The 11509-nt window shown below is 64.3% G+C and carries 11 protein-coding genes; 3 read left to right on the top strand and 8 right to left on the bottom strand.

The window, feature by feature from the left end; genetic code table 11:
* A partial coding sequence (cysN, locus tag GPT33_RS13760; RefSeq protein WP_296809866.1) for a sulfate adenylyltransferase subunit CysN occupies positions 1 to 1833 on the bottom strand: 1833 nt, incomplete at its 3' end.
* A complete protein-coding gene (gene cysD / locus GPT33_RS13755) occupies positions 1833 to 2732 on the bottom strand; it encodes a sulfate adenylyltransferase subunit CysD (protein WP_296809864.1) in 900 nt (299 codons plus the stop codon). The genes cysD and cysN, both read right to left, overlap by 1 nt.
* 208 nt (positions 2733 to 2940) lie before the next feature.
* Here cysD and GPT33_RS13750 point away from each other — a divergent pair, with 208 nt between their 5' ends.
* Both GPT33_RS13750 and GPT33_RS13745 read left to right on the top strand, forming a co-directional pair.
* Positions 2941 to 3165 (top strand): hypothetical protein, encoded by a 225-nt coding sequence (locus GPT33_RS13750; protein WP_296809862.1) that lies wholly within the window; start codon positions 2941 to 2943, stop codon positions 3163 to 3165.
* Positions 3166 to 3357: 192 nt separating this feature from the next.
* Positions 3358 to 3525, top strand: coding sequence for a hypothetical protein (locus GPT33_RS13745; RefSeq protein ID WP_296809861.1), 168 nt, complete (start codon positions 3358 to 3360; stop codon positions 3523 to 3525).
* Positions 3526 to 3586: 61 nt separating this feature from the next.
* Here GPT33_RS13745 and pabB read toward each other — a convergent pair whose 3' ends face one another.
* A complete protein-coding gene (gene pabB / locus GPT33_RS13740) occupies positions 3587 to 4972 on the bottom strand; it encodes an aminodeoxychorismate synthase component I (RefSeq protein ID WP_296809859.1) in 1386 nt (461 codons plus the stop codon).
* Positions 4973 to 5191: 219 nt separating this feature from the next.
* On the opposite strand from pabB, the gene GPT33_RS13735 reads away from it, so the two are divergent.
* The gene (locus GPT33_RS13735; RefSeq protein WP_296809856.1) at positions 5192 to 6475 is read left to right on the top strand and encodes a DNA cytosine methyltransferase; all 1284 of its coding nucleotides are present in this window, start codon (positions 5192 to 5194) and stop codon (positions 6473 to 6475) included.
* Positions 6476 to 6519: 44 nt separating this feature from the next.
* Here the strand turns inward: GPT33_RS13735 and folK are convergent, their stop codons facing one another.
* The 5 genes from folK to GPT33_RS13710 all read right to left on the bottom strand — a co-directional run.
* Positions 6520 to 7137, bottom strand: coding sequence for a 2-amino-4-hydroxy-6-hydroxymethyldihydropteridine diphosphokinase (folK, locus tag GPT33_RS13730; protein ID WP_296809853.1), 618 nt, complete (start codon positions 7135 to 7137; stop codon positions 6520 to 6522).
* Positions 7138 to 7255: 118 nt separating this feature from the next.
* On the bottom strand, positions 7256 to 7762 hold the full coding sequence (locus GPT33_RS13725; protein ID WP_296809851.1) for an Hsp20/alpha crystallin family protein: 507 nt from the start codon (positions 7760 to 7762) through the stop codon (positions 7256 to 7258).
* 81 nt (positions 7763 to 7843) lie between these two features.
* On the bottom strand, positions 7844 to 8263 hold the full coding sequence (locus tag GPT33_RS13720; RefSeq protein WP_296809845.1) for a type II toxin-antitoxin system VapC family toxin: 420 nt from the start codon (positions 8261 to 8263) through the stop codon (positions 7844 to 7846).
* 7 nt (positions 8264 to 8270) lie between these two features.
* Complete coding sequence (locus tag GPT33_RS13715; protein ID WP_296809842.1) at positions 8271 to 8519, bottom strand: plasmid stabilization protein; 249 nt, start codon at positions 8517 to 8519, stop codon at positions 8271 to 8273.
* Between the two features lie 250 nt (positions 8520 to 8769).
* A partial coding sequence (locus GPT33_RS13710; RefSeq protein ID WP_296809839.1) for an acyl-[ACP]--phospholipid O-acyltransferase occupies positions 8770 to 11509 on the bottom strand: 2740 nt, incomplete at its 5' end.

Genomic DNA, 11509 nt, shown 5'->3' with positions numbered 1-11509 from the left:
GATCTCCGGGGCCTCGGGCGGCTCATAGGCGCTGTCGATGCCGGTGAAGTTCTTGAGATCGCCGCGACGCGCCTGCTCGTAAAGGCCCTTTTGATCGCGGCGCTCGGCCACCTCGATCGGCGTATCGATGAAGATCTCCACGAACTCGCCTTTCGGGAAGAGCTGCCGGACCATGCGTCGTTCGCTGCGAAAGGGCGAGATGAAGGCGGTCAGGACGATCAGCCCGGCGTCGGTCATGAGCTTGGCCACCTCGCCGATGCGCCGGATGTTCTCGACCCGGTCGGCATCGGTGAACCCCAGATCCTTGTTCAGCCCCTGACGGACGTTGGTGCCGTCCAGCAAAAAGGTGTGCCGCCCCATGGCGTGCAGCTTCTTCTCGACCAGGTTGGCGATGGTCGTCTTGCCCGAGCCCGAAAGCCCGGTGAGCCAGAGCAGTCGCGGCTGCTGATTCTTGATGGCGGCATGGGCGGTGCGGTCCACGTCGATCGTCTGCCAGGGCAGATTGTGACTGCGTCGCAGGGCGAAATGGATCATGCCGGCGCCGACGGTCGCATTGTTCAGCCGGTCGATCAGGATGAAGCCGCCCAGGTCCGGATTCTCGGCATAAGGCTCGAACGGGATCGCCTTGCTCGTGGCGATGTTGCACACCCCGATGCCGTTGAGCGCCAAGGTCTTGCCCGGCTCGTGGGCCATGGTGTTGACGTTGACCTGGTACTTCTCGTCGGTCACCGTGACCGTCGCCTGCGTGGTGCCGATCTTCATGATATAGGCACGCCCGGGGATCATCGGCTCTTGCGCCATCCAGACGATGGTCGCCTCGAACTGATCGGCCACTTCGAGCGGCTGGTCGGCCGGGGTGATGACTTGGCCGCGCGAGCAGTCGATCTCGTCGGCCAGTGTCAGGGTGACCGATTGGCCTGCGCCGGCCTCGGCCAGATCGCCGTCCAGGGTGACGATGCGTTCGACCGTGGATGTGGTGTTGCCGGGCAGGATGCGTACGGCGTCTCCCGGCTTGACGCGCCCGCTGGCGATCTGGCCGGAGAAGCCGCGGAAGTCCAGGTTCGGACGGTTGACCCATTGCACCGCCATGCGAAACGGCCGCTCGATCATTCGGGTCTGGTCGATCTCGACCGTCTCCAGATACTCGAGCAGGATCGGGCCTTGATACCAGGGTGTGGCGTCGCTCTTGGACGTGATGTTGTCGCCCTTGAGACCCGAGATCGGGATCGCCTGAAAGCTGCCGATCCCGATCTGGTCTGCGAAGGCACGGTAGTCGCCGACGATGCCGTCGTACCTGGCCCGATCGTAGTCGACCAGATCCATCTTGTTGACGGCGAGCACGATGTTGCGGATGCCGACCAAATGGGCCAGATAGCTGTGGCGCCGCGTCTGAGTCAGCACGCCCTTGCGCGCGTCGATCAGGATGACTGCAAGATCCGCCGTCGAGGCGGCGGTCACCATGTTGCGCGTGTATTGCTCATGGCCGGGCGTGTCCGCGACGATGAATTTGCGCCGATCCGTTGCGAAGAAGCGATAGGCGACATCGATGGTGATGCCCTGCTCGCGCTCGGCCGCCAGGCCGTCGACCAACAGGGCAAAGTCGATCTCCTGACCCTGGGTGCCGACGCGTTTGGAATCCGCTTCGAGCACGGCCAGCTGGTCCTCGAAGATCATCTTGCTGTCGTAGAGGAGTCGGCCGATGAGTGTCGATTTGCCGTCGTCCACGCTCCCGCAGGTGATGAAGCGCAGCATCGTCTTGTGCTGATGCTTCTCCAGATAGGCGTCGATGTCCCGCGCGATCAGCTCGTCGGTCTTGTAGATGTCGTTGGCCATCAGAAGTACCCCTCCTGCTTCTTCTTTTCCATGCTGGCGGATTGGTCGTGGTCGATGGCGCGACCCTGGCGCTCGGACGTCGTGGTGAGCAGCATCTCCTGGATGACTTCGGTGAGGGTCGTGGCTTCGCTCTCGACCGCGCCGGTCAGGGGATAACAGCCGAGCGTGCGAAAGCGAATCGAGCGCATCCGGACCTCTTCGCCGTCGCGCAACGGGAAGCGATGGTCATCGACCATCAGAATCAAGCCGTCGCGGATCACGCTCGGGCGCGGGGCACTGAGATACAGCGGCACGATCTCGATCTGCTCGAGATGGATGTACTGCCAGATGTCGAGCTCGGTCCAATTGGAGAGCGGAAAGACCCGGATGCTTTCGCCCTTGGCCTTGCGGGCGTTGTAGAGCTTCCAGAGCTCGGGGCGCTGATTCTTCGGATCCCAACGGTGATTGGCCGAGCGGAACGAGAAGACGCGCTCCTTGGCACGGCTCTTTTCTTCGTCGCGCCGTGCGCCGCCGAAGGCCGCATCGAAGCCGTATTGGTCGAGCGCCTGCTTCAGCCCCTCGGTCTTCCACAGATCGGTGTGCAGGGAGCCGTGATCGAAGGGGTTGATGCCGCGCGCGAGCGCCTCCGGGTTTTGGTAGACGAGCAGCTCCATCCCCGCATCGCGTGCTGCCTTCTCGCGCAGACGGTACATGTCCTGAAACTTCCAGGTGGTATCCACATGCAGGAGCGGAAAGGGCGGCGTGGACGGATAGAAGGCCTTCTTGGCCAGATGGAGCATGACGGCCGAATCCTTGCCGACCGAGTAGAGCATCACGGGGCGCTCCACCTCGGCCACCACCTCGCGCATGATGTGGATGCTTTCCGATTCCAGACGTTGCAGGTGTGTGAGAGTCGTCATCGAGTCCTAACCGAGGCTGGTGGCAAAGACGATCGCGGATGGGTGTTCCGGGCATGTTTGACCGAAGTGGCGGGATGCTCGGGGGCCGATATCAGGCGCCGAGTCTATCAGGTCCGGATCGGCCGGGGCCCGCATTCCCCCAAATGCTGATCTGATAGCAGGCCCGGTCGCTCTTCTCCACGCCGCGGATGCCGATGTGGGCGACGGCATGCTGCGCGCAACCGTTCACGCAACCCGAGACATTGAGTGCAAGCTCGCCGATGTCCTGCGCGACGCCCGAGTCGGCGAAGCGGGCCTGGATGGCTTGTGCGAGCTCGATCGCGGTGCGGGTCGCTCGTACCGCAACAGCAGCAAGGGGATCGCCGCCTGTCGGTTACACAGCCGACCCGATGGATCCCGCAGCGTCATGGACTTGACGTGCCGGCTCGACTAACCCATCTTCCACAGCGTGTAGTAGGCTGAGTCGCTGCTTGCCAGCGCTGGCTTCCGACATTTTTTTGCACGCTGCAAGACCTTCCGTCTTCGAGATGACGACGCGAGTTCACATCGGGTCAATTTTGCACCCTGACATCCATCGCGCAGCCGACCGGAATCGGACGTCTTGCCGGCATGCCTCGCAGACTGGGTGAGCTTCAGCTGCAGCGGCCACTTCACGGATGCGGTCAGAGCGTTTCGGATGTTGGACCAAGCACAGCTCGCTTTGGCCATGAACAAGACCGTCATGATCGTCGTGGACGACAGTCGCCGGCACAACGGATATTGTTTCGCCTCTCGTATCGATCTGATCCGATGAAACGCGTCCGATCGCGCCCCGCCCCGAATCGTGGATTCGGCGCGTGGCTGAAGCTCCTTGTCTAATCAGGAATCTCCGTCTCCCGACGACGTAGCTGTTCCAGAAGCTCCAACAGAGGGGCCGCCTTGTCGTAGGTCTCGCGATACTCGGCTTCAGGGTCGGAGTCGGCCACGATACCACCGCCGGCCCAGAGGCGGATAACACCGGCGGAGTGAACCAGGGTGCGGATGACAATGTTGGTGTCCATGGCCCCGTCGTAGCCGAGATAGCCGATGGCACCGCAATAAACCCCGCGACGGTGTGGCTCCAGCTCTTCGATGATCTCCATGGCCCGAAGCTTGGGCGCGCCGGTGATCGAGCCGCCCGGAAAGCAGGCCCGCAGGAGATCCACAGCGTTGCGCCCTGCGGCGAGACGACCGCGGACCGTGCTGACCAGGTGGTGAACACGCATATAGCTCTCCACCTCGAAGAGCGTCGGGACATGCACACTGCCGATGGCACAGACCTTACCCAGATCGTTGCGCAGCAGGTCGACGATCATCAGGTTCTCGGCCCGATCCTTGGGGCTTCGGCGCAGTGACTCCGCGAGCATCCGGTCCTCGACAGGATGGCTCCCGCGCGGTCTGGTCCCTTTGATCGGCTTGGTCTCGACCCGGTCGCCGCGCACCCTCAGGAAGCGCTCGGGCGAGGTGCAGAGGATCCGGCAGTCGGGTGTCGCAAGATAGGCCGCGAAAGGCGCAGGATTCAGCCGCCGTAGGCCCTTGTATGCCTGCCAGGCGTCGCCCTGCGCCGGGGCGTCGAAGCGCTGCGCGAAATTGACCTGGTAGCAGTCGCCCTCGTACAGGTAATGCCGGATGCGCTCGAGTGCGCTCAGATACTGCGTGCGGCTCAGGTTGGACCGAACGGGCGCCAAGATACGAAAGACACCCGTAGCCGGGGCCGGGCCGGACAGGGCGCGGATCAGACGTCCGAAGACCTCGTCGAGACATGCCGGATCCTGTGCAACGAGCCGGGAACGGCAGCGCGCGTGATCCACCACCAAGGCCCAGTCGTAGATCCCGACGGCCATGTCCGGGATGCCCTCCGCGTCTTCCGCCACACTTGGGAGACGCTCCAGACGGCGGGCGAGATCATAAGCGAAGTAGCCGATCGCACCGCCGCGGAAGGGCAGACCGGGGATGCGCGGTTGCTGCGGCCCAAGCGTCGCGTCGAGCAACGCGAAGGGATCCGCGCGGGAGCTGCGCACGCCTTGCGCGTCTCGAATCTCGGTAAGATCCCCACGCGTCACCAAGGTGACGCGCGGATCCGCGGTGAGGATATCGTAACGCCCCGAGGTGCTCGCCGGCCTACCGCTGTCGAGGAAGACCGGCCAGGCGCGGCCGACCAGGATCTCGAAGAAGCGACTGCTGTCGGGGCGATAGGGAAACTTGCGTATGCAGGGGGACATCAATCTGAATCCGGCATTTGGAAGGGCCAAGGCGATTTCCGGGAACACGCACTCCGACACGGCCGCGATTCCGTTTCCGCAAGTTGCCGAATGGCGCAAAAGCATGTGTGGAGCAGCGGTCGCCCGTGACATCCTGATCACTCGCCCGGTCCGACGCCACCCCGAGGCCCTGCAGCCCTTAACTGAGGCTTTTTCGTCCGTCACCAGGAAGTCTTGTCGATGACCCTCCTACGCCCAAGCGAGAATCGCCGCCGCACATTGATCGATCTCTTCTCGGGCGCCGGTGGCATGAGCTACGGCTTCCACGCGCATCCGTCGTTCCGGGTCGTCGCCGCATTCGACGGCGAACGGGGCAAGCCAAGCAGCGGGATTGGTCGCTCGGGCTGCAACGAGACGTTCCGGATCAATCTCGATGTCGCGCCGGTCTCGACCGATCTCGCCCGGGTCGACGATGCCCTGATCGAGGCTGCGAGGCGCGACGTCCTCGACGGGCTGGATTTGGACGTCTTGTCCGCGTGCCCGCCCTGTACCGGATTCTCTCGGACAAATCCGAAAAATCACCTTGATGACGACGACCGCAACAACTTGGTGCTGCGCACGGCGCACTGGGTGCGCACACTCAGGCCGCGGGTTCTCGTCATGGAGAACGCCCGAGAGCTCCTGAAGGGCAACTTCGTGCATCACTTCGACGCGCTTCGTCTGCAGCTCGATCGGATGGGCTACGACGTCCGGGCGACAGTCCACATGCTGGATAGATTCGGTCTACCCCAGCGACGGGAGCGCGCGCTGGTGATTGCAACGCGCCTCACGGTCGGCGCCAAGGGCCTGGAAGACCTCTGGCACGGCTACGAGGTCGAGCGCACGGCCACCCACGTGCGGCGAGGCATCGGTCACTTGCCCCCGGTGGCCGCGGGAGAGCGCCATCCGGATGACCCCTTCCACGTCTCACCCGGGATAAACAACGCAACACTCGCTCGCGTGCGTGCGATCCCTGTCGACGGAGGCTCGTGGATCGACCTTCGAGACCGTCGGGACGCTGACCTCCTCATGACGCCCGCGATGAAACGCTACGTCGCAGCCCGGGACTTCGGATCCCACCCGGATGTTTACGGACGCATGGCCTGGAACCGGCCGTCAGTCACGATCAAGCGCGAATGCGCACACGTCGGCAACGGCCGCTACAGCCATCCGGAGCAGCATCGACTCTGCACCCTCAGGGAGCTGGCGCTCCTTCAAGGGTTCCCTGAGCAATTCCGGTTCGGCGGCGTGTCGTTGTCCAATCAATACCGCCACATCGGGGATGCGGTCCCGCCGCTGATCTCTTACCAGCTCGCCCATGTCGTCGAGTGGATGTTCACGGGCGAGAAGCCCGAGGTCGCGGACTGCGTGCTACCCGGCACAAGCCTCCGTGCCGAGGACATCAAGCCGGCGCCGAGCCATCCCCGGCCCGACTGCCGAGAAAACGAATGCTCGGCAGAGGGCTCGCTCATCGCGCAAGGGTAGCGCAGACCGGACAAGACCAGTCGGGTGAGCTTGAGAGCCCCGCCCTATTTGCCCCGGTTGTTCTTGCTTCGTTCCTCAAGGTACCCGGTGGCGCCCGACTTGATCGCCGACAGGTTCACGCCTGCCGCCTGACCACCCAAGGGCTCCACCCCGTCGCGCTCGCACCGCTCGAGCAGCTCGGCCAAAATCCCGACGCCGGGCACTGCGAGATCGGGCGGCGCCACGTCGGCCAGCGGGACCAGCACGAAGGCACGTCGGGCCATCTCCGGGTGGGGGATCGTCAGACCGGGCTCGTCAAAGCGCGCGTCGCCGTAGACGAGGATGTCGAGATCCAGGATACGCGGCCCCCAACGGGTGCCGTCGCGCCGACGGCCATGGGCCAGCTCGATCCGATGGAGCTCCGCCAAGAGTGCCCGGGGTGCCAGCCGGGTCTCGAGACAGGCCACCGCGTTGATGTAGTCGGGTTGACCGGGCGGGCCGACGGGTGCGGTCCGATACAGGCGCGAGGCGGCCTGCAGATGGCTTTCGGGCAGCGCGGCCAGCTCGCCGATGGCCGCCCTCACCTGCCGCTCCGGCTCCTGCAGATTGCTGCCGAGGCCGATCCAGACGGCGACCGGCGCATCGAGGGTCAACCAGCCGGGGGAGGAGTCAGTCAGGGTCATGGAAGCCGCCTCGAACGCATCGGTAAAAAAGACCGCCCCCGGCATCCGTTCTCGTGGATGCCGGGGGCGGTGGCGCACACGCGATGGTGTGCGATGGGCGCTCAAGGCGCCTTAACCATTACCCAACCTCGATCCGCCGACGCTCCGTCTTCTCGGTCTTCGGCAGATGGATCTCGAGCACACCGTCCTTGAACTCGGCCTTGGCCTGCTCCAGGTCCACGTTCTCCGGCAGTCGCAGCGACCGCACGAAACTGCCGCGCGCGATCTCGGACCGGTAGTAGGTGCCCTTCTCTTCGATCTTTTCATGCTTACGCTCGCCTTTGAGCGTCAACACCTGGCCGACCAGCTCGATCTCGAGATCCTTCTTCTCGACCCCCGGCACCTCGGCGCGCACCAGAAGCTCCTCTTCGCGATCGATCAAGTCGACCTTCGGGGTCATCTCCATTGCATGCTCAAAGCGCGCCCACTCCGGCCACATCTCTCGGAACGGGTGCATCCAGCCGTGGCGCCAACCGCGCTGCGGGCCGCCCAGCATCAGGTCGTCGAAGGCGCGATCCATCTCGTCGAAGAGTGTCGTCTCCCGACGCGGGACCGCTTCGCCAATCGCTTTGCTCTTGGTTTTCATGGCAGTCCTCCTGTCTTCTATTCCCACTTAAAGTATAGCTCAGAGGCCGTGGCTTGCTCCCGTTGCACGCCCTGAACAACATCACGGCTGCCACGGATTGATCGTGACGAGACCGCAATGCTCGAAGTCGACGACGTTACGGGTCGCAAGGCCACCTCCCCTGGATTGCGTGATGGCAGCGATTTGCGCGTCGAACTGCGACATCGGACGGCCCATTCGCTTTCGCTCCGCCGCAATGACTGAGTACGCCGTCGCCGCGTGGCTGTCGAAGGACAGGACGCGTCCGTTGAAGTCCTCTGCGAAAAGTGCTGCTACGGCCGTCTCCAACCGTCGGCGACGTTGTCCGTTCGGAAGCAGCCTGACACCGTAGAGCATTTCCGCCTGAGTGACGGTGGTCGTGAACAAGGCCTCAAGCGGCTGAGAGGCAGTCCAATCGATGACGGCAGGCTCGGGCTTTGCGCGCAGCAGCTCCGAGAGCACATTGGTGTCGAGGACAATCATCGGCGATTCAACCGCCTAAATCGGGAGGCTCTCGCATGCCTTCGCGCTCCGGTTGCGGGAGATCGACGTCACCCAGAGGTCCGAACCGGGCACGAATGCACTGGACCAAATTGGTTCCCGGAGCCTTCTCCTGACCGAGCACAGTGCGCAGGATGGTGCGGGCTTCCTCTTCCATGGAACGCCCGTGACTGGCCGCACGCATGCGGAGCTTGGTCTTGATGGAATCGTCAAGGTTGCGGATCGTGATACTGGCCATCTATCTAGTCCCGGCATCGAAGATGATCCCATCGTAATCATTGATATCAATGAAATCAAACCAGAGTCGGCAGGAGTTGTTTTGACGCGCATGCACCTTCGGCCTTACTCATCAGACCAGCCCGTCGGGTAAACAAGCGCCGTAGGACAAGCGCAGCGCAGTCCACCAGCGTCGGCGTCGGGCTTGCACCACTGACCTTCAAATCGGCGGAAGAGGTCGACTGCAAGTCGACGATCCCGGGGTCGCCGCCTCAAGCCGCCAGCGCCAGCCGCTTCGCCGCGCCGAAATCGGTCTTGCCGCTGCCGAGCTTGGGGATCCCCTCGACCTGGAGCACCTCGGCGGGGATGCTCAACGGATTCATCCCGGCCTCGAGCAGCTGCTTGCGCAGGCCATCGGCATCGACCTCGCCGGCGACCAGGAGCAGGATGCGCTCGCCTTTGCGCTCGTCGGGCAGGTTGACGGCGGCCAGCTCCAGCTCGGGTTGGCCGAGGATGCGGCGGATCTGATCCTCGACCGCGCCCAGGCTGATCATCTCCCCGCCCAGCTTGGCGAAGCGCGAGTAGCGATCCACGATGGTGAGGAAGCCGTCCGGGTCCAGATGGCCCTTGTCGCCGGTCTTGTACCAGCGCTGACCGTCCAGCTCGACCACCGCGTCCGCGGTCCTTTCCGGGTCGTTGAGATAGCCCTTCATCACCTGCACACCGCCGATGAGGATGAGCCCGTCCTCGCCCGGCGGCAGGGTCTCCAGGGTCTCCGGATCGACGATGCGGAAGCTGGTGCCGGGCAGCGGTAGTCCCACGGTGCCGGGACGCGAGCCGGCCTGGATCTTCCAGGTCTCGGTTTCGAGCGCGTCCGGGACGTTGACGCTGGCGACCGGCGTGGTCTCGGTCGCACCGTAGCCTTCGTAGATCGGCTTGTTGAACTTGAGCGCGAAGGCATCGCGCACCTCCGGGGCAAGCCGTTCGGCACCCGCGACCACCACGCGCACGGACTGGAGCATCAGGGGATGGACGCGCTGATTGCGGATATAGAGCCGCAGGAAGGTCGAGGTGCTGCACAGCACGGTCGCACGATAGCGGGCGATCGCCTTGGCGGTGCCGACCGCGTCGGTCGGATCGGGATGACAGACCATCGGGATGCCTTCGAGCAGCGGCAGGAAGGTGGTCACCGTGAGTCCAAAGGCATGGAAGGGCGGCAGGTTGGCGAGGATGAGATCCTCCGGCTCGGTGTTCAGCACGTCCGAGATCTGCCGCACATTGGCCATGATATTGCGATGGCTGAGCTCGATCCCCTTGGGCGTGCCCTCGCTGCCGCTGGAGAAGAGGATGGCGGCGGTGTCGTCGGGGCGACCGGGCCGTCCGAATAGCCAGAGTAAAACCCTAGCGGGCAGGAGCATGCCGAGGCCGAGAAGCGCCAGCGCCTCCGCCTTGCCGATCTCGGCGCGCAGCCCCTCCATCGGATGCAGGGTCGCTTCGGCGAAGGCCGCGTCCAGGTCGATCCCGCGCTGTTGCAGCTTGGCGAGGAAACGCTCCGAGGTGATGACATGGCGCACACCGGCGTTGCGCATCCCGGCCAAGAGCGCCTCGCTGCTTGCGGTGTAGTTGAGATTGACCACCTGCTTGCCGACGAGCAACGCCGCCAGATTGGCGATGGCCGCGGCACTGCTCGCGGGCAACAGGATGCCGACGGCCGGCTCCGGGGCGAGACGCTTGATGCGCCGCGCGAACAACAGGACCGCCGCGATCAGGCGCCGATTGGTCAGGCGAGTCCCGATCGAATCGATCACGGCCACCTCGCCGAGACGCCGTTTCGCCGCCGCGAGCCAGGCCGCGGGCAGGGTCGGCAGGGTCGCGATGTGGGTCTGCCAAGAGGTCACCGAGAGTTCAAAAACCGCCTGCTTCACCTGCTCCGCGCTCGCCTCGCGCGCCAGCGGCTGGCCGAAGGCGACCAGCACGTCGCGAGTGCGGCCCTCGCGACGACTCGCCTTGAGCTTCTCCTTGGCGTAGGAGAAGCGGCTCCCCCACAGACCGCGCAGATAGAAGGGCAGGATGACGCCCGATGTTGCTGCACGCGCCGACTTCTCGAAGCCACGCTTGAACTCGGAGAGCTGCCCGTTCTTGCTGATGGTGCCTTCCGGGAAGATGCACACCACCTCGCCTGCGTCGAGCAGACGAGAAACGGTCGCGATCGCCTCGCGGCTGCGGCCGCCCGAGATGGGCACCACGCCGAAGAAGTCCAGGAACCAGCGCAGATACCAGCGTTCGTAGATCACCCGCTCCATGACGAAACGCACCGGCCGCGGGCTCGCCATCTGCACCATCGCCCAGTCGACCCAACTGATGTGGTTGCCGAGCATCAGCACGCCGCCCTGCGCCGGCATGTTCTTCAAGCCGATGACGTCGAGCCGATAATGGGTCGACATGGCGCGTGTCATCAAGAAGCGCACCATCGACTGGGGCAACTGATAGAGGGTGTAGATGGCCCCGCAAAGCGCGACGACGGCCAGCGCGAGCATCACCGTCAGACCGCCGATCTGGAGATAGGCCGCGAGCACCGTCAAGCCGAGGAAGCTCAGCATCACGATGTTTTGGATAAAATTATTGGCCGCGAGGACCCGCCCGAGGCCCTGCTCGCCGGCATTGAACTGGATCAGGGCGTTGAGCGGCACCAGGAAGACGCCGCCGAGGACCCCGAGCAGCAGGAAGTTCAGTCCATGCGCCCAGGCCGACCCCAACCCCGGCAATACGAAAAGCGCCGCGGAGACGCCGAGTGCGCCGACCGGGATCAGGCCGGTCTCGATATGGTGACGCGAGATCCGTCCGGCGACGACCGAGCCCAGGATGATGCCGATCCCCGAGCAGGCGAGCACGCCCTGGATGACGACGGTATTGGTCTCGCCGAGGGTCTCTTTCGCAAATGCGGGGAACGCGGCGAGGATCACCTGTGCGATCGACCAAAAGATCGCAAGCCCTACGATCGAGAGCCAGATC

It is taken from the genome of Thiocapsa sp. (assembly GCF_011390875.1).
Taxonomy (GTDB): Bacteria; Pseudomonadota; Gammaproteobacteria; order Chromatiales; family Chromatiaceae; genus Thiocapsa.
The sequence above is the reverse complement of the archived record's forward strand: the minus strand, read 5'-3'. Positions and strand labels throughout refer to the sequence as shown.